This window comes from Dyadobacter sp. HNCC25DJ187, assembly GCF_056895255.1.
Window position 1 is genome coordinate 1,562,276 of record NZ_JBXHAT010000002.1, and the last position, 19,759, is coordinate 1,582,034.

At 42.0% G+C, this 19,759-nt stretch carries 15 protein-coding genes; 3 read left to right on the forward strand and 12 right to left on the reverse strand.

Annotated elements, in window-relative coordinates:
* Nucleotides 1-131: 131 nt before the first annotated feature.
* The 3 genes from AC1XUE_RS17430 to AC1XUE_RS17440 form a co-directional block, all read right to left on the reverse strand.
* Nucleotides 132-1,544 carry a RagB/SusD family nutrient uptake outer membrane protein gene (locus AC1XUE_RS17430; RefSeq protein WP_483357264.1) on the reverse strand — a complete coding sequence of 471 codons (1,413 nt, stop codon included), beginning with the start codon at nucleotides 1,542-1,544 and terminating at the stop codon, nucleotides 132-134.
* A gap of 39 nt (nucleotides 1,545-1,583) precedes the next feature.
* On the reverse strand, nucleotides 1,584-4,847 hold the full coding sequence (locus tag AC1XUE_RS17435) for a SusC/RagA family TonB-linked outer membrane protein (protein ID WP_483357265.1): 3,264 nt from the start codon (nucleotides 4,845-4,847) through the stop codon (nucleotides 1,584-1,586).
* Between the two features lie 171 nt (nucleotides 4,848-5,018).
* Nucleotides 5,019-6,056 carry a DUF4097 family beta strand repeat-containing protein gene (locus AC1XUE_RS17440; RefSeq protein WP_483357266.1) on the reverse strand — a complete coding sequence of 346 codons (1,038 nt, stop codon included), beginning with the start codon at nucleotides 6,054-6,056 and terminating at the stop codon, nucleotides 5,019-5,021.
* A 158-nt stretch (nucleotides 6,057-6,214) separates the two neighbouring features.
* Between AC1XUE_RS17440 and AC1XUE_RS17445 the strand changes: the two genes are divergently transcribed.
* Complete coding sequence (locus tag AC1XUE_RS17445) at nucleotides 6,215-6,445, forward strand: hypothetical protein (protein WP_483357267.1); 231 nt, start codon at nucleotides 6,215-6,217, stop codon at nucleotides 6,443-6,445.
* Between the two features lie 70 nt (nucleotides 6,446-6,515).
* Here AC1XUE_RS17445 and AC1XUE_RS17450 read toward each other — a convergent pair whose 3' ends face one another.
* The 7 genes from AC1XUE_RS17450 to AC1XUE_RS17480 form a co-directional block, all read right to left on the reverse strand.
* Nucleotides 6,516-7,895, reverse strand: coding sequence for a GH1 family beta-glucosidase (locus tag AC1XUE_RS17450; RefSeq protein ID WP_483357268.1), 1,380 nt, complete (start codon nucleotides 7,893-7,895; stop codon nucleotides 6,516-6,518).
* Nucleotides 7,896-8,013: 118 nt separating this feature from the next.
* Entirely contained in the window at nucleotides 8,014-10,020 is a 2,007-nt protein-coding gene (locus AC1XUE_RS17455; RefSeq protein ID WP_483357269.1) for a T9SS type A sorting domain-containing protein, read from the reverse strand.
* A 431-nt stretch (nucleotides 10,021-10,451) separates the two neighbouring features.
* Nucleotides 10,452-11,018, reverse strand: coding sequence for an RNA polymerase sigma factor (locus AC1XUE_RS17460; protein ID WP_483357270.1), 567 nt, complete (start codon nucleotides 11,016-11,018; stop codon nucleotides 10,452-10,454).
* 247 nt (nucleotides 11,019-11,265) lie between these two features.
* Nucleotides 11,266-12,474 carry a hypothetical protein gene (locus AC1XUE_RS17465; protein WP_483357271.1) on the reverse strand — a complete coding sequence of 403 codons (1,209 nt, stop codon included), beginning with the start codon at nucleotides 12,472-12,474 and terminating at the stop codon, nucleotides 11,266-11,268.
* 169 nt (nucleotides 12,475-12,643) lie between these two features.
* Nucleotides 12,644-12,931 carry a hypothetical protein gene (locus AC1XUE_RS17470; RefSeq protein ID WP_483357272.1) on the reverse strand — a complete coding sequence of 96 codons (288 nt, stop codon included), beginning with the start codon at nucleotides 12,929-12,931 and terminating at the stop codon, nucleotides 12,644-12,646.
* A gap of 32 nt (nucleotides 12,932-12,963) precedes the next feature.
* On the reverse strand, nucleotides 12,964-15,363 hold the full coding sequence (locus AC1XUE_RS17475; protein ID WP_483357273.1) for an ABC transporter permease: 2,400 nt from the start codon (nucleotides 15,361-15,363) through the stop codon (nucleotides 12,964-12,966).
* A 171-nt stretch (nucleotides 15,364-15,534) separates the two neighbouring features.
* Entirely contained in the window at nucleotides 15,535-17,022 is a 1,488-nt protein-coding gene (locus AC1XUE_RS17480; protein ID WP_483357274.1) for a capsule assembly Wzi family protein, read from the reverse strand.
* Between the two features lie 275 nt (nucleotides 17,023-17,297).
* Between AC1XUE_RS17480 and AC1XUE_RS17485 the strand changes: the two genes are divergently transcribed.
* Complete coding sequence (locus AC1XUE_RS17485; protein ID WP_483357275.1) at nucleotides 17,298-17,648, forward strand: cupin domain-containing protein; 351 nt, start codon at nucleotides 17,298-17,300, stop codon at nucleotides 17,646-17,648.
* A 178-nt stretch (nucleotides 17,649-17,826) separates the two neighbouring features.
* On the opposite strand, the gene AC1XUE_RS17490 is transcribed toward AC1XUE_RS17485, so the two are convergent.
* Nucleotides 17,827-18,213, reverse strand: a complete 387-nt coding sequence (locus AC1XUE_RS17490) for a hypothetical protein (RefSeq protein WP_483357276.1) — start codon at nucleotides 18,211-18,213, stop codon at nucleotides 17,827-17,829.
* A gap of 61 nt (nucleotides 18,214-18,274) precedes the next feature.
* Nucleotides 18,275-18,688, reverse strand: a complete 414-nt coding sequence (locus AC1XUE_RS17495) for a hypothetical protein (protein ID WP_483357277.1) — start codon at nucleotides 18,686-18,688, stop codon at nucleotides 18,275-18,277.
* 303 nt (nucleotides 18,689-18,991) lie between these two features.
* Between AC1XUE_RS17495 and AC1XUE_RS17500 the strand changes: the two genes are divergently transcribed.
* On the forward strand, nucleotides 18,992-19,744 hold the full coding sequence (locus AC1XUE_RS17500) for a hypothetical protein (protein WP_483357278.1): 753 nt from the start codon (nucleotides 18,992-18,994) through the stop codon (nucleotides 19,742-19,744).
* The last annotated feature ends 15 nt before the right edge of the window (nucleotides 19,745-19,759 follow it).

The window sequence follows — 19,759 nt, forward strand, 5'->3', positions numbered from 1 at the left end:
TATTAAAATTAGCTTTTTACAATCTCCAATTTCAACCCAACCTACTGATTTAACTATTTTTAACTGGTGCTACAAACAAAAACCTCCCGCTCTTCCGTAGAAAAGCAGGAGGTTTGTCGGGCGTCTTTCAATCAGTTTTGCTTATACGATCGGTTTATATCCAACTCTCGTTGCGGAATTAAATACAGCGACCGAATCGTTTTACCCTGTGCCTGCAAAATATCCTTGGCTACCCCAAAACGCAGTAAATCAGCCCAGCGATGGTTCTCAAAAGCCAGTTCTACGCGTCTTTCATGCAAAAGTTTCTGAGCAAAAGTTCCGGAGCTCGCGGCACTCAGCGGAGCCAGTTTAGCTCTTGCTCTTACCTGATTGATATATCCATAAGCTTCGGCCCCTTCTCCCAATGCTTCAGCCAGCATCAGCAACACATCGGCATAACGGAATACCACAAAGTTATACGACGCATCTGCTTCGTCAAATGCATTCTCACGACCAAATTTCGTAATATAACGTGCATCATTTTTACTATTGGTTTGTAAAACGCCCTGAGCATTCACATAGCTGGTGTCCATAGATTTCAGAAAACGATCGTCCCCGGGTTCGTATGCCTGTAACACGTCCTTCGTCGGACGGTTTCTGTAAGACCCGGTAGTATGTTTCAATGTAGGAGAAAAAGCATTGGTAAAAGCATTACCGGTTCCGGTTCCTCCCCCTTTAAATTGCACTTCGAAAATAGACTCTGCATTGTTTTTATTGGTAAGTCCCCACAAATTCGCATAATTCGGCAATAGTGAATAGCCGTAGTTAGCTATAATTCTGCGCAATACTGTCTCAGCAGATTTCTTATCCCCTGCTATCAGATATACCTTTGCCAGAAGCGTAGCAGCTGCACCCTTCGTGGCACGTCCTACATTGGCTGCATCATACTTTATGGGTAAGCCTGCTTCTGCTTTGATCAGATCCGGAATAAGCTGTTTATATACTTCTGAAGCAGATACCTGAGGCAAAGCTTTTCCTTCTTCAGCAGATTTTGCTTCTGTAAGCGGCAAAGGAATATTACCAAATGACACTGCCAGATTATAGAAAAAAAGTGAACGTAGAAACAACGCTTCTCCTCTGATTCTCTCCCGATCTGTCTCTGCTATGGACACACCATCTATGCGACTCAGTACAATATTGCTTCGCGCAATTCCCAGGAAAGAATCTGTATAGGCAGCTGTGATAAACTCGCTTGTTGCATTCTCCGTAAAATTATCAATCACCGTAAGTTCAGCACCCAAGCCCGTTCCATCACTTCCCTGATCGGTATTATCGGATCTCATTTCCTGGGTAATCCAATAGCTCTGGTTGTAGGTTCCATTGGTCTGCAAAACCTTATATGCCGCATTAATTGCGGTATTAAGGTCACTTGCCGTGCTATAGAACTGATTTACATTTCGCTGAGAAATCGGGCTCAAGTCTGTAAAACCTTCTCCACAAGAGAGCAGCGCCGTCGCTCCTACAAGTGACAAAGACAGTTGTATAAATGTTTTATTAAATCTCATAATCTGTATGGTTAAGTCTGAAAGACAGACAGAATTGATTTAGAATGTCACGTTCAAACCGAAAGTAAAAGTTTTGGCTAGTGGATACGCTCCGTAATCCTCACCCTGCACACCTGACAATCCGGTCTGATTGTTCACTTCCGGGTTATAACCTACATATTTAGTGCTGGTAAAAAGGTTGGTTGCTGTCGCGTAAGCTCTCAATGTCTGAATTCGGGATCCCAACAATCTCTTAGGAAAGTTGTAGCCCAGGGCAACATTCCGTAGCCTGATATAAGATCCATCCTCCACCTGATACGAAGATGGCCTATTGTTATTTCCATGTGTATCAGTCAGGCGGTCTGCTCTTGGGACTTTTCCATTTCCGGGCTGTTCGGCGGAAATCCAGCGATCCAACGTAACTGTGTATGAGTTCGTCCCTGCTTCTCCGTTAGCGAGGTGACGACGGGTCAGGTTCAATATCTCAGAACCCTGCACTCCCTGTATCAGAAAACTAAAATCAATTCCTTTGTAAGAAAACCGGTTCGTGATCCCGTAGATAAAATCGGGTTGGTAGTTACCCGTTACAGTGCGGTCATCTGCATTGATTTTTCCATCTCCATTTACGTCTTTGAAACGGAAGTCTCCAGGGCGTGGCTTAGGCGCGACTTGATCCTTCGGCGCATTGTCAATATCACTCTGCGTCTGATAAATACCTTCTACCACATATCCATAATAGCTACCAATGGCATCTCCGATCCGTGTAATATGTCGAATACCCGCACCGCCTGAGCTCAGAATGGGGTCACCTGTAGGACCAAGTTTCAATACAGTATTTTGATTGGCAGAAAAATTAAAATCCGTAGACCATGAAAATGCGCCTGTTACATTGCGACTATTGATCGTCAGCTCTATTCCTTTATTTTCAACCTCACCAATATTCTGGAGTGCATTCAGGAAACCGACGGCAGCCGGTACCTGCACATTGAGTAGCAGGTCAGAAGTTACCTTTCTATACCAATCGAAAGAGAAATACACTCTGTCTTTGATGATGCCCAAATCGATACCAAGATCCAGTTGCGTAGTCTTTTCCCAGGTGAGTCTGTTGTTGCTGATCGTCTGCGGAGCGATACCATTCACGACGTTGCCGCCAATTACATAGTTATAAGGATTCAACAGCCCGATTGACGCATAGTTTGGTATTAAAAAATTACCCGTTTTACCCCAGCTTCCTCTGACTTTCAAATCGCTCACAAAAGTGACGGGTTTCAGAAAAGCCTCTTCCGATATACGCCATCCTGCAGAAAGTGAAGGAAATACACCCGTTTTATTGCCATCTCCAAAGCGTGAGGATTTATCAGCCCGAATAGTCGCAGTAAGCAGATACTTGTTCTGGAAAGCATAGTTAGCCCGGGCCAGATACGACACCAGCGACCACTCTTCACGGGTAGAAGTACCTGCAGTCACCTGCCCGCCGCTTACCGTTTCTACCAGGTCGTCTGGAAACTTTTGCGCAAATACCTGATTATTATCAATTCTATCCTTTTGAGCACTGTATCCGGCAACTGCAGAAATAACGTGATTTGCACCTATTGTCTTATCGTAGGATAATGTATTTTCAAGCAACCAGTTGTAGTTCAAAGAAAAATTGGACTGCCCATATGGATCTCCCACCGTTGCCTGACGGAAAAGCAATGAATTTCCTCTGTAAAAATTACGATTGTAATTGTTGACGTCGATACCTGTGTACAGTTTGTATTTCAGTCCGGGAAGCAGCTCATACTCTCCGAAAACATTACCCAGTGTACGGAATTGAGTCAGTTTATCAGTAACTCCTTCAACAATGGCCAATGGGTTGCTAGCCTCAGTCATACTGGCAGCTCTGCCATCCTCTGTATATAAATGTGATTGATTGTCTCTTTGGTTGATGGTTCCATCGGCATTGTACGGCCTGACTGTCGGAGAAGTTACCAACGCAGAATAAACAATACCGGGAGGATCCGCAAAATAAGGTGCTCCCGCAGGTGAACGATCCAAATTACTGAATGAAGGGCTCAGTCCCAAACCAAACTTTAGCTTTTTGGTAGCATTGGCCTCCAGATTAACCCGGAAAGTATATCTTTCAATACCACTTTTGGCTACAATACCACGCTGGTTGTAATATCCTCCTGAGACATAATAGCTCACATTTTCTCCGCCACCAGCAAGTGACGCATTGTAGCTTTGCACAGGCGCGGAGTGAAAAATAAGATCTTGCCAGTCGATATCCGTTCCATCCGGATTAGCGAAGTCATCCGGAATGTAATAAGCTGTATTGGTGGTTTTGGTATACCGTGTTGCATTGTTATCGCTGGCATTTGCACCCGCAATATCCTGCATGTAAGCATTATTTTTGGCGTCTTTCACATACGCTCCAAGCTGGGCAGCATTCATCAGATCCACCTTACGAGCTATCTTTTGCACACCAAAATAAGCGTCAAAACCAATCACTGGCTTTTTATCTCTTTTGCCTTTTTTAGTTGTGATCAACACTACACCATTTGACCCGCGTGATCCGTAAATAGCTGCTGCAGAAGCATCTTTTAAAACTTCGATTGATTCAATGTCATTGGGATTGATATTACCTAAAGGATTCGAAGGTGGTAAAGCAAAAGCAACTGTTCGTCGTGATATATCTCCCTGGACACCGGCATCCACATTCTTGGAAACAGGAAAACCGTCAATGACATATAGCGGCTCTGTTCCTCCTGAGATCGATCCCAGACCGCGCACACGAATCGTTGTTCCTGCACCGGGTTCCCCGCTTGGCTCCTGTACCTGCACACCGGCGATCTGGCCCTGAATCGCATTCTCAAAATTGGTAACCGGAATGTCTTTGATATTTTTAGCTGAAAGTGAACCCACTGAGCCGGTAATATCACGCTTGTTCTGGGTTCCGTAACCTACAACTACGATCTCGTTAAGGCTGCTTACATCCGGTTCCAATTGTATCTGCAGAGAACCATTTGCGGCTACCTCCTGACTTTCATAACCGATAAAAGAAAACACAAGCGTGGCCCTTTCGGAGGGAACAGATAGTCTGAAATTACCATCCACATCGGTGATGGTTCCTGTATTCGAGCCTTTGATGAGGACGTTTACACCGGGCAATCCCTGACCGGTAGTTTTATCAGTTACCTTCCCTACAACTTCTTCGAAAGCCTTTCCGGTTCGTATGTAAGGTACACGCTCAACGGACCAATTATCCGGAACAGCATAAGATGCCTGGCTGGTAAATCCCAGAAATACAGCCAGTATCATTTTTGGAGTAAAGTTTGGATGCATTAAAAAGTGTTAGAGAATGGTTGAAATAAGCTGCCCTTAACTCTACTTATTTTGTAGACTTAATATACAAATGTATTCATTTTTTGTTATCAATGGTTACAGAAATAAAAAAAGGCATTCCCGTTTGGAAACGCCTTTCATGAGTTATTCGAAATAGTCAGGATTATGATACTACTGATTTACATATACGCTACCAGAGCTTGCCGACAAAGTAACCGGAATACCACCACCGTTCATCTTTCCATTCACTTTGTCCTTTTCTACATGACCATCGAAATTTTTCAATGGAATCAAAACCTTATTTCCTTTTAGATTCAGATCAAGACCAGATTCCAATGGCATTGTTACACGAATACTCCCTGCGGAGCTTGATAAATCCAGGTATTCTCCCAACTTGGCCAGAGACACTTCAACACTTCCTGCACTGGTTTTTGCTTTCAGACTTCCCGAAACATTTGCAAGTCTCACCGAGCCACCAGATGTCCCTGTATTTAAAGTTCCTTTGATATCATCCCCTTTTACACTTCCTCCACTGGTATGAGCAGCTATTTCACCCTCCAGTTTCAGTAAAGATATACTACCGCCAGAAGTCTTCAGATTTACCTTTCCATTCAGATCATTCGCACGAATGCTACCGCCGCTGGTTGTCAGCTCCATCACTTTACGACAATTGCTTACTTCAATACTACCACCCGAAGTTTTTCCGATAATGTTTCCTTCCAGATCATCCACTTTCAAACTTCCCCCACTGGTTGTGAAATTTTGCTCGCCTGACAGAGATGCGATACGGATACTTCCACCGCTGGTTCTCAAATTGGTAGAAGTACTGCGTGGAGCTGATACTTTAAAGCTTATAGAAATACTTTTCTGGTTATCCCATTTGGTGCCGTTTCTTCTTTTGGCAGTTGCCACAACCTTGTTCCCTTCTGTACCGATCAGGATGTCGTAATCTTCCAAACGATCCTCTATTTCCTGCTTGCTTAACTGACTTTTACCATTCCAATTATTAGGGCGGACAAACATATCCACTACGAATCCTTCCTTTTGTGCTCCCTGCACGGTGATAGAACCTCCCGAAGTTTCTACCGTCAGTGAGTTCAGCGACTTATTACTAAAGGATTTGCTCACATAGGGCTGATCTTCGGACGATTGGGAAAAGCTTACGGACGCTGTCAGCATCAGCATTGCAGAAAGTAGTAATGATTTCATTTTCATGGCCTATATAGATTGGTTTTCCCAATGATGAAAAAATCGCAAAGAAAGTTGCATGAAGTCCACAAATATCTGAAACAATCTGTCTGTAAACTGATAAGTACAGTTCGGAATGATTTTTGATAATAATGCTCCATCAACAATATGCACGCAAAATGAAAACTATTCAGGTCAAAATTCTAAACGATGAAACTGAAGGGCACGTCAGACAGCTACTTTCAGAACTTGAAGCTAATGGTTCGATAAAATTATCCGAAGCTAATTGGGAACCCACACCAGACCGCCGTAAAGAGGTCACTGAAAATCAGGCTCAGGAAATGATTGAAGAGGCGGAACTCGGACCTTATTACTCTGACGAAGAGGCAAAGGATATTCTGAAAATATAAAACGTGGCCGGAAGCAAATAACCGGCCACGTTCATCAATGTCTGGAGGGACAATAATTGGAAAAAACTGATCAACTCTTCAGGAATTGGGCAAACCATTGTCCCGACTGTTTCATGGTGCGCAGCTGTGTAGCAAAATCAACGTAAACCAGACCAAAACGCGCTCTGTAACCTTCTGCCCATTCGAAATTGTCCATCAATGACCACACCATATAACCCTTAATATTAATTCCCTCTCTTTTCGCTTGAAGGATCTGATTCAGGTAAAGCTGAAAATAAGCAATCCTTTCAGGATCATCCACCTTGTCATCAACCAGTGTATCCTCAAAAGCCGCGCCACTTTCTGATACAATAATATCGCGGATACCTTTGTACGATGAGAACTGTTTAAGAATTTTGTACGCGCCAACGGGATCTATTTCCCACCCCATTGTCGTAACGGGAACATTGCGCAAAACAGCAGGCACTTCTTTCAACCAAAGAACCGGCACGAGATAACTATGTTTTACCGTAACACTGAAATAATTTTGAATGCCGGTGAAATTAAAGTCAAACTGTATTGCTTTATCATCTCCTTGTAACATATACTTTTTAATCCCGTTTAAAAAAGGAAAGGCATCCGAGGGATATCCAAGTCCTAATGCTGGCTCAACAAACATTCTGTTCATGACGGCATTGGCACGTTCGGCAGCGCGTAAATCTCTCAATGATTTGGAGTTAGGAACTATATATGAACAGGAAATAGCCATTCCGATGTATGCGGCAGGCACCAGGCTCCTGAGAATCCTGCCACCTTCGGCCTGGCACATCGCAAGGTGGTGTGTCACCTGCAGGAAATTCCATAATCCTTTTCTTCCCGGAGCATGAAGTCCCGTTGTATATCCCAAAGCAGCAACGGCCATGGGTTCGTTAATTACAATCCAATTTTTCACCCTGTCGCCAAAAGCCTCAGCACAGATCGTGACATAATCCGAAAACCATTTAATGATTTCGCGATTTTTCCAACCTCCTGCACGTTCCAATGCCTGGGGTAAATCCCAGTGATACAATGTAACCCATGGATTTATTCCCAATGCTATGCATTGATCAATCAAACGATTATAGTATGTAATACCAGCCTTATTGATCTCACCTTTTCCTTCAGGCAAGATTCGAGACCATGAAATGGAAAACCTGAATTCGGTGAATCCCATTTCTACAACCAGTGCCAGATCTGCTTCGTATCGATTGTAAAAATCACATGCAACATCGGCATGATCACCATTTTTGATCTTTCCTTTCTGATGTGTGAAAACATCCCAAATCGAAGCTCCCCTCCCATCTTCTTGCACTGCACCCTCGACCTGAAAAGCAGCCGTTACAGTACCCCAAAGGAAATCCTCCCCAAAATCAGCCCTACTTAAATGATTCGCTTTTTGTTGTGTTAAATGCATCACGTTGCTCTCGGCCATAAGATTAGGGGCAAGTTTTCAAATTCAACGTTAAAAATAAAGCCCTTCATCCGCCAAAACAGATGAAGGGCTAAAATTTAACAAAAGCTTCTCTTTCGAGTTGAGTAATAATGCCTGGTTATTTCGACACTAAAATGTGCTTGGTTGTAACAGATCCACTCTTATGCGTAACTTTTACTATGTAGCGTCCTAGCCCTAATCCGCTCAGATCGATCTTTTCTGTATCTGCTTGCCTTACAAGTTGTCCGTTTGCATTAAAGATTGTCACGTATGAAAGTGCGTCACCTGATGTACGGATTGTGATGTATTCGGTAGCCGGGTTTGGATAGACAGATACTTGTGTACCTTCCTCTATTTTGATACTGACAATATTACTGTATGCAAAGGTATCATCCAGATCAATCATTTTCAGACGGTACAGATTATTACCAAAAGCTGGCTTGTTGTCTGAAAATGTGTACGGAATTACGGCATTGCTTTCGCCCTTGGCAGCCACTTGTCCGATCACTGTCCAGTTTTTACCAGTTGTGCTTTGCTGTATCTCAAATAGTCCTGAATTGCTTTCTGAAGTCGTATTCCAGTTAAGCCTTACGACTCCTTCTACATTTGAAGCTTTGAATTCAGCCAACTTTACAGGAAGTGCTCCTGCAATCACCGTTAGACATGCATTGTCGAAATGAAAATCATTTCCTTCAGAATATACCTGAACCCTTACAAACTTAGTATCAGCGGGTGCCTTTTTCTTCACAATATACTGTTGCAAACCTGGTGTGTTTCCTTCCGTCACACTATTATCCACGGCGGCGCTTTCAGAACCTACCTGAACATTTTGAGAGTTGAAGAAAATCAGTTTGAAACTTTGAGCACTCTTGCCATTGTAAGCTCCCCATATCGCCAGCGTTACATCACTACCCGGCGATACCTGAACATCCTGTGAAGCAGTAGCAAAACCTGATATAAGTCCTGCCTTTGTACCACAAACTACATACTTTTCAGGAGTTACAAACGTGCCGCTTCCATTTTTAGTCCATCCTGCGGCACCCTGCTCAAAGCTTGGGTTAACCAATTTATTGTCATTACAAGCCACACATTGCGGCGACTCTTCTATTGTAAGACAGGCAGCATCTACCTTGAAATAATCTCCGGTAGATGAACCCTTTACACGAACGTAGGCAGTTCCTGATGGTGCAGTAGCTTGCAATTGATATAACTTAAGCTTATTCTTTAGATCTTCAACAGACTTATCGAGATTAACGGACACTCTTGAGATTGGGCTGGTACCGGTTTCTGAGAAAAACTGAAGCTCAAATACATGGTTGCGGAAATTATGATATCCGCCCCATATTTTCAATTTTACATTACTTCCCTGAGTCGTTTTCACATCTTGGTAAAAACTTCCTGCACCTCCGTTCACTAACCCATTTTTACTACCACATATCACAAAACCTGCATCCTTTACGAAATTGGAACCAACCCATTCTGTCGGGACCTCTTTACCAGATACATTTTTATATTCTTCAAAAGATGGATTTTTGAGTTTGTTATTGTTACAGTCGTTACAGGAAACAGATGGCTTCTGGATATTAAGACAAGCCACATCAACTTTGAAATAGTCGCCCTTGGCACTACCCTTCACGCGGACTTTAAGAGTCCCTTCCGGTGCAAAATCCGAGAGTGTATACCTTGTGAGCTTATTGTTATTCTGAGATACAGGTACAGTGAGTTGCTTGGTTACCTCCAGGAGGACCTCGTCATTTTTACCTAAAAACATCAGATGAAAAAAATGTGTTTTATAATGGTGATATCCGCCGTAGGCAGTAAAGGTCACTTTACTACCCGGAACTACATTCACAACATCCTGCCAGAAGGAACCTGCACCGTCTAAACGACCATTGTCTTCACCACATACATCGTAATTTTTGTCAGTAATGAATTTCCCGTCGTATTGCCAGTTTACCGGGATACCGTTTTGGGCAGTTTCAAAGCTACCATTTGAAAGCTCCTGATTTGAGCATCCGCAATCATTTGTTGTCAGCCCCTCAACGCCATTCTTATTCGAAAGACCGAATGAAGAACTGGATATAAAAAGCAGTAGATAAAATAGTGTAGTAGATAAATTTCTCATAGAAAAATGTTTGGATTAGCAAGGTTGCTATGTAGGATTTCTTGCACAAATATAAATCAACAAACATCGGATCTACAAGATAAAAATATGATTTTTTTTATATTACATGTTAATTAAATGTAATTCTAGGAACTGACTAAAACTACATTCTAATGACTAAACACAACTAGTTATACAGTATAAATATACCTATTTCATGAAAAAAGGCAATTTTAAACACATCAGGAATAAATCGACAGAAATCAACGGAAATTCAAGGGGATTTTGACTATTGTATTATTCGTATAATTCACGAATACCCTACGTTAGTGAATATGCGGATTCTGCACAACTGAACACACCTCGTCAGCATTTTCATATTAAATGAAAACGAGTTGAATTGCTTATTGAATGGAGATAAAGAAATTGGATATAAATAGAAAAAGTACGCCTCAGCCGGCCATACTTATCATTGAGGAAGCTCCGAATACGTGACGTAATTCCTGAAGGGATTTGCGGATGCGCGACTTAACAGTACCTAGTGGAACCTGAAGGGTTTCGGATACCTCCTCATGTGTGTAACCTTCAAAGTATACCATTTCGATCAAAACCCTACGCTCGGGGAGCAGGCGTGAAACAATAGCGCGAAGGTCTATGAGATTAATGGGTGGGATGTAGGTCGTTTCAGATGTAACTTCAGTTTCGTTGACAGAAGACAAACTTACTACTTTCTCTGTTTTTACATCCATTCTCAATTTGTCGATGGCGGTGTTTCTGGCCACGTTCAGAATCCATGTAAACAGAGTACCTTTTTCCGGATCATATCGACTTATATTTTTCCAGATTTTAAGGAACGCATCCTGCATGGAATCAGCAGCTTTATCTTCGTCCTTTACCACTTTCAAAATAATGCCGTACAAGGCAGGAGAATAGCGCTCATACAAATATTCAAATGCATCCTTATTGTTGGATTTGAGTTGCGAGATAAGCTCTGATTCGGTAAAAGTTACTTTCCTCATTATTGGTTGAGCGGTAAGGGGTTAAGTTGGCACGGCATACAGATAGCAAACCGCGAAGATCTAATTATCAATTCTATTCCAGCACAATACCAGCATGCAGTGTGTAAGCATATCACCAAAATGGGGAATGTAACTTACTATACACATATCAACCTCAGTGGAATAGCAGGTGCGCCCTACACAATCCTTGAATACAAAAAAGGCAGGGCTTCAACCTGCCCTGCCTAAACCCGTTGAGTTTTGCTATTTAATGACTTTCATCTGACTCTATACCAAGAATTGCCAAACGATAAGGTGCTGATGAAACTTTGATTTTATTTACCTTACCAAAATCTTCCGTACTCACCTGCCAAAGTTCTCCCGTAGCGGGTTGAGTAATGTATAAAAATTTAGATGTTGCTTCAATCTGAGGCTTCAGTGTAGCGTCTTTTGCAACCACTCCCACTACTGAACCACCCTTTTTCAGCGTATTTGTTGCCAGATCATATATTCTCACCTCACCGTTATGGAACAAAGCGATCAGATTATTTCCTGCGTAATCTATTTTCACCTGAATCAGGTCTGTACTTTCTACAATTGGCGTTACCGCTTTACTTGTAACGTCGATGAGATAAGCCCCCATAGCAGCAGTATATCCTACAAATTTACCTGCACCTTTCGCCTCATAAATAGATCCAAACCAAGCTGTACCAAAATTTGCAGGATGCGGAATTAAAGATTGTGCTCCTGTAGGCTGCACAACCAAAATCCCACTGGAAGAACCAAACAGAGATACTTTACCGTCACTGGCATTTCCATGTATTCCTTTAGTTTGAATGGTTGAAGCAAAAAGCGTTTTCCCTGTTGCATCAATCACTTTAACCCTCTCAGGCAGTGTCCCGGCTACTGATCCGTCTTTCTCCGTGATCGCATACGTTCCATTATCGAACTTGGTCATGGCGCCGTGATGCGCTACATTACCTGCATTGATGGCCTTCATTTTAGCTCCGGCTACATGAAAATCAGCCTCTTTAGCTGTGCTTAAAGTACCATCCCCATCATTAAACGCCAGTATTTCATCACCTTTACTTTTGAAGTGTGTAGGGCGATTTCCATTACCTGTAAGTGCCGCAAATTTGGGAGTTCCTTTCACATCAACATGGTCTCCATGTCCCTCAAATCCACTGTCAAAAATCTGGACACTATTGTTTGCCCCATTTACCAGTGCTCCGAAACGTCCGGCCTGCGTGCCATACAATGCGGATTTAGGAAAAAGGGCCTGAAAAGATTCTGATGCTAATGTCACCGGATTAACCAGCGAAAGTTGTGACGTACTTTCATCATTCACGAGAATCCGAATGAATTTATACTCATTGTCCACAACCGGACTCACATTTTCTTCTTTGTCTTTATCACAGGATGCCAACCCCGAAATAACCGACAGCCCAACCAACATTCTCAGTAAACTCCTTTTCATGATCATAATATTTAATGCAACAATGATGCAAATATATGTGGCAAACATTTACTTACGCAACACTGTTGCAAAAAAAATATTAAAATAAAAAAGGGAAGCACTCAGCTTCCCGGGGAATTTATATTCAGAAATTTGCTATTGAAAACCTTGAAATGCACAGATGTGAAATTCAAACCATCCCGTGGCGTAACAAAGAACGAGTTTCATTCTTTACAAAGGTGATCGGGACAAATTCCTCCGTTGGCGCTCCAATATAATAAACCGTCCATTCCGGATCATGATGAGCCAGCATTTCGCTGATGCAATCGGCACGATGAGCCTTGGGATTTACACAGTTGTCCCAATAAAACAATTCTACCTTATAATGGAGCTGCTGTTTGAGACCGTTAATTTTCACGTGTACCTCTATCTCCTGCTGTCCGTACATGTTGGGTATGGGTATAGCTATATGGCTCATAGTATTGGTATATTAAAGTGGTCAGACTAATATTAATCCGCGCGCAGAGATTTTACGGGATTTGTAAGAGCCGCCTTTATACTTTGAAAACTAACAGTTAGCTGGGCAATGAGAATGGCTATAATACCAGCCCCTGCAAAAACTCCCCACTGTATTTCCACCCGATATGCAAAATCCTGAAGCCACCAGCGCACCACCATCCATGCTACAGGTATTGCAATAACGATGGATATAAGAACAAGTTTCATAAAGTCTTTGGAGAGCAAAGCTACAATTCCTGCCACCGAGGCGCCCATTACTTTCCTTACTCCTATTTCCTTTACACGGCGTTCTGCTGAGAAGGAAGCGAGTCCAAACAAACCAAGACAAGAAATCAGAATGGCTAAACCAGCAAGGATACCGACTATATTACTCACCTGACCGTCGGCTCTGTATAGTTCCGCAAAATGTTCGTCAAGAAAAGAATAGGTAAAATCCTTATCGGGAACCTGATTTTTCCATACCGACTCGATCGCAGCCACTGCAGACTTTGCATCCTTCCCTTTAATTTTGACTGACATCTCATTATACCCCCAATTACTTTGGTTAAAAAGGCAAAGGGTTTCAATCTTGTGGTGCATTGAATTAAAATTAAAATCCTTAGCGATTCCTACAATTTTACCCAGCGAATCCATGCCGCTAAACCCAAATTGCTTACCCACCAAAGATTCAATTTTTTCCTTGGGTTGATCTTTAAGTAGTTCTTTGGCAAGTGATTCATTGATAATGTAAGTACTCCCGTTTTCAGACTCCTCCCGGGTAAAGTTTTTACCCGCCAGGAGTTTAATCTTGTATAACGAAAGATAATCGGGGTCCACGATAACCTGTGAAGAGGCAATTTCTTTGACCGGACCGCTTCCTCGGAAAGTGATGCCTGTCTGATGCATGTTATTCCCCAAACGCTGTCCCGACCCTGTTACACCATCAACAAATGAACTGTTGAGCAGTTCCTGCTTCAATGACTGGTATTTAGGACTCGACTTCGAATCCAATGGAATGATCATTACCTGATCCTTCACAAAGCCCGGATCTCTATGCTGCATGAAATCGAGCTGTTTCACAGCAAATCCTGTCGCGATGATCAGGAAAATGGCACTGGTGAATTGCGCAATGACAAGTGTATTTCTGAAAGTACTTTTTCCTACACCGATCTTTCCTTTCAAAACCTTTATCGGCTCAAAGGATGACAGATATAGTGCCGGGTACAATCCTGAAAAAATACCTATGCCTACCGCACCCGACAACGCTGTCAAAAGTAACAACGGATTGGTTAGAATTGAAAACTCCAGATCCCTCTGGCTAAACTGCGAAACGGATGGTAAAAATAACTTCACCAAAACTACTGCCAGAACAAAAGCGATCAGAGCCAGCAGTATCGACTCACCTATAAACTGATACGCCAGCTGCATGCGATAAGCGCCGATGGATTTCCTTACCCCCACTTCCCGGGCACGACTGGCGGATCGGGCTGTAGACAAATTCATAAAATTAACACATGCGATAACAAGAACAATCACTGCAATAAGTGAAAAAGTGTAGGTATATGTTTTGTTGAATTTGTGAAAATTCTGATAGTCATGCGTGATGTCCGTCGAACTGGAATGTATCTGAGATAAAGGTTGTAAAAACAATTCGTAATATTTCCAGTTGTCGTTTTTCAGATACTTTTTAAGGTAATCAGGAAATTTCTTTTCCAAAGCAGCTACGTCTGCATCCGGAGCTATACTAAGATAGGTTACAAGCCAGTTTCGTCCCCAACCATCCATGAAATCCGGTTTGATAACAGTATTGAAAGAAAACAAGCCGTTGAACTGAAGGTGTGAATTTCCAGGTACATTTTCCATCACTCCTGTCACTTTAAACGTCAGCGTATCACCGGCATATTTGGTTATTGACTTGCCTATAGGATTTGTGTCGCCAAAAATCCGCTTTGCACCATCTTGAGTCAGTACGACACTATTAGGGTTTTTCAGAACTTCGCCTGCTTTTCCCTCAATGAGTTTAAAGTCAAACATTTCAAAGAAATTGGCATCTGTATAATACCCTTTCTCTAACTCGATCCGCTTATAGCCTGACCCTACAACTGCCTTTGACATTTCCACTATACGCACGAAACTACGTACTTCAGGATAATCACTTTCTAACGTAGGCCCCATCGGAAACATTGAGAGTGCCACCTTTTGAGGAGCCACCATACCTTCGTAATTCTGTACTTCATTGAGGCGGTAGATATTGCTGGTATGCATACTATCAAAACTTCGCTCATAGAAAACAAAAAGCATGATAACCATACAAGCAGCCATACCGATGGCCAGTCCCGCTACGTTGATCGCCGAAAAAACCTTATTTTTTAAGATATTACGGAAGGCTATTTTGAAGTAGTTTTTTAACATGGCTAAGCTTTAGAAATCCTTGTTAGTGAATAGGCAGACATACCTTTTCACAAAGCATTTCCAAAAAACATACCAATAAAATAATGAATTGATTTACAGAATATTATACTATAATTTACCACTTTAACTGTCCGAAATCGAACAATTTTGTTCAGAGGTGAACATAGGAGATTACCAGCTTTTTTTAATTCCAAGATAGCCACCATACGAATTCCTGAAAAGTTGTCCCTGGTCAGCGGCAAGTTGAGCGGTTAGCGTTGTATTCTGCAAGCTTCTTAATTTCATTTGTGCCGATAGCAGCGCGGAAAACTGATTGCGGGGAGGTGAAAAATCGGCACCCGGAGTTCCATAGTTCCGACTTACAGAAGTTCGTAAAGTAAGCAACAGCGACTCTTTATACGTTCCCTGAGCTCCGAGATAGAACATACTGACCCGGTTGTTAGGAAAATACCTCGGTGAAGAAAATTTGGATTGATCAATATCAGCACGTGGAGCAATAAAGGGTGTACCAATCACGGCATCTTTATATGACCATCCCTGATAGTACTGACTATGATTAAAATAATTATCAGCTCCCTGGTATATACTACCTGTAATATAGAATTCCGATCCGGATTGATCCTTGGTCAAGAGCATTTCAGCTGTAAGCCGTGTCAATCTGAAACCATCTGAGGGATGCCCATAATTGAACACCATATTTGCGCCATACAATCCGTCCGGAAAATTCTGAAAAGCCAGACTGGATACATCTTCATAGATATGCTGATGATAGAATAATAGCCTGTTCCCGTCGATTTTCGTTTCGAGAGCAATGTCATAGGTCCCAAGGTGATTACCGATACGATAACTATCAAATGACGTAAATCCCTGTTTTGTATACCATTTTTCCGGAGTGAAGCCAAGGACAACATATTTATAAAGACTCCAGGAATCGGGCAACCGGCCATTTTCTGCCATATCCGGCTGAGACTTCAGATAATCTGAGTGTCCCGCCCACATAACCTGATGGTTGATGCCAAAATAGAATTTTGTCTTTGACCGAGGCTTTCCGAGTCTGAAATAGACATGTTTTTGATGAAGCCTGGCGGCGTATATATAGGGTGGGTTATTAATCCAACCATGCGAAAAAGCCGCATTGACTGAAAGGAACTTGTGAAAGGCAAATGGTACATAACCAATTGTTCCAAGCTGAATTTTCGGAATAGGTATTGCATTGCCGGACCCTGTATAAAATCCGGAGGTAAGCGTGGAATCGCCTAGCCCGATGACTTCTCTGCGACGGCCTGCATACAATTCCAGAAACCGGAAACGGACCTTTGCGTGTGCTTCAGGAAGAACAAAATTTAATTTATTGACTTTATTATAAGTGGCAACAGGATTTATCACAAAACCCCAATCAAAATTTTTCTTTCTATTTGCAGAATCCAAAGCATAATCACGCCAAGCACGCGCCTGAATGAGTGTTGCCGGAGCATCTCGTGGAATGACGCCATACTGATTACTTCTGATCCAAAATGGCGCAAGGTTATCGGTAGCATATATTCCTGCCGCTTCTATCTCAGCACCGATCCTGAGTGGTGTCAGGGTTTGACCAAACACAGCGATACAGGCAAGACTTAGCAAAAAAACAGACGAAAATACTACTCTAAAAAACTGCATACAGCAAATGAGAGAAAAGGGTACCTATTGGGGCAGACCATTGTAAAACATAAATGTAGCCGTTTAAGTTAAAATGTGAATTCATTCGCCAATTAACGTTTTATTATCAGGTTGGCGGATGCCCGGTAGTATGTACGCAAGAAAACCGCTCTCCGATTAAAATTTCCGAAAAAAATGAAAACTATTCGTTCTTAGAACCAACCAAAGAACAAAGTGGACAACCCTGAGAAGGAAAGTATTTACTAACTTGCTGTATCTATTAAATACAAACAGCAATGCCATTTATAAATTACAATACCCGCACACAACTTAAAATATGGGATGGAATATATGGTTCTGTAGCGCATTCCGAAAAAGCTACCTATTGTCAGTTTACTATTGAAGACGGAACCATACTACCTGAGCATAGCCACGTACATGAGCAATGGTGCCATATAATTGAAGGAGAGTTGGAATTTGATATTGCCGGAGAAAAATCTGTTTTACGATCTGGCATGTCCGCATTTATTCCGTCTTGGGCTCCTCATTCGGCCAAAGCGCTGACGGCCTGCAAAGTGATAGATTGCTTTACACCGGCAAGGGAGGATTTTGTCGAACTGGAACGAAAAACAATAGAGCAGGTATAAGATTCAACACAACGATTTAGCGAAGGCCAGATTTACCAAACAGAGATATTCATTATCAGGAATAGCCTTTCAACGTTAAACAATTTTTATACAGCTACATCAAAAATATCCCCGCCACAAATCAATACGACTTACCAGCGGGGATTATTTTTCATGGCTTATTCAGATGGCACTGCTATTAACCTCTGCGTCTCCAATTGTCATGAACATTCCCTTTTTGGGTTCTTTCATAAACCGACAGACGCTGCTGCTGCTTAGGAGTGAGTACAGCTATAATTTCGTGTTGCTTTTGTATCTCCCAGGCTCTTCTTTGCTGCAGGTTTACCGGACGTCTATTACCGACGACTAACCTATCATAGCGATTTTCAATTTTTTTGATTTTGTTCTGCTGTTTGCGCGTCAGATTTACGATACGATCAAGTTTGCCAATCTCATATTCTTCCCTGGCATTGTCTACACGCTGCTGGTTATAACCGCGTCCATTGGGGAAAGATTGTTTTTGTGCAAAGCCATTTCCAATGGTAAGAAATGCTATTGCTGCGATGGCTATGATGGTCTTTTTCATGGTTTCTGATAATTTAAATTGATAAATTGATGATCTCATGGCTTATTAAACTATTTCAATATCAACCTCTGCTGTTCGGACGGATACGATTATTTACTCTGTTTTTATTGTTGTCTTTCACCGCATACTGATAACTGTTCAACTTTTTTAACTGTGATGAAGTCAATACATCAAGAATATCATGTCGCTCCTGTTCAGCCAGCCTGTTCATGCTCGCCCAGGTTTGGGATCTTTTGGAGTTTTTAAGCACTCGTGCATAATAATCCTTGATTTTAGTAATTTCCTTTTGCTGACCGTTACTTAAAGAAACGATTCGATCAAGTTCTCTTAGTTCCATGTCTGCAACACTAGTATTTGTTCTGCTACTTGTTACATAAATGGGACCGTCGTGTCCGTTTGATTTATACACCTGTGAAAAGCTGTTTGTTATTGTGAAAACGGCTAAGGATACAATGGCTATGATGGTCTTTTTCATGGTTTCTAAATGTTTAAATTTGTTCGTTAATGGTGGTTAGAGGGGCTTTTTTGAATGCAGTTTAATCGCCGGATTGTGCAATCTACAGCTCAGCCATATGAATAGATGAATGGCCGATATTTGACGACCAATAGAGTGATATTTTGAAACGGCGGCTATATAATTTCGATCCGGCCGTAAAAAGAGAAAGAGCTATTCTGAGCAGAAAAGCTTCTGGTTTAGAAGTCGTTTCTTTAAATTTGCAGAAGTATACCAGATTAAACGTAAACCACGTTTTTAAATAAGAAATTAACAAACTCGCCTGTGAAAGTTACATATACCAGAAAAATCGCTCGTATTTCCATTGCACTTTCAGGATTAGCACTTGGTGCTATGCTTATGCTCCAAAGCTGCAATAAAGATTCGGTGGCAGACCCCTTCACGCCTTATAACTATTATCCACTGGAAATCGGGCAATTTCAAATCTATCAGGTAAATGAAGAGGTATATTCATCCGGAAATGCGAATCCTGTACTTCGCGCATGGCAGGAGAAAGATGAAGTCACAAGCGTAAATCGGGACTCATCAGGCACGAAGGTTTATATCGTATCCAGATATACAAGAAACGCTTCTGCGCAAGGCTGGCAAAAAACAAAAGAATACAGCGTGCGTCATGATCCGGATAAGGTAATAGTCAACCTGGACAACGAAGTGCTGATGCCACTGGTTTTCCCGTATAGTCCGCAGGTAACCTGGGACGGATACAAATACTTTAAGGTAGAAGATACAGATCCACGTTACAATACGACTCATAAATATGAAAATATTAACCAGCCATTAACGGTCGATAATCTCCGTTTTGACAAAACGATTAAGGTTTCTGAAAGAACGGATACATCTGGAGTCGCACAATTCAGATTAGGATATAAGGAATACGCTCACGGGGTTGGTTTGATTGTTGACGAACAGACTAATTTTGATTATCTCCAGGAAGGTGGCGAGTTTATCGGTGACCGTGTGATCGGATCCGGAACACGGCGAATCCGAAAGATTATTGAATTTGGTATTAGTCAATAAAAACTGCCGGCCGAT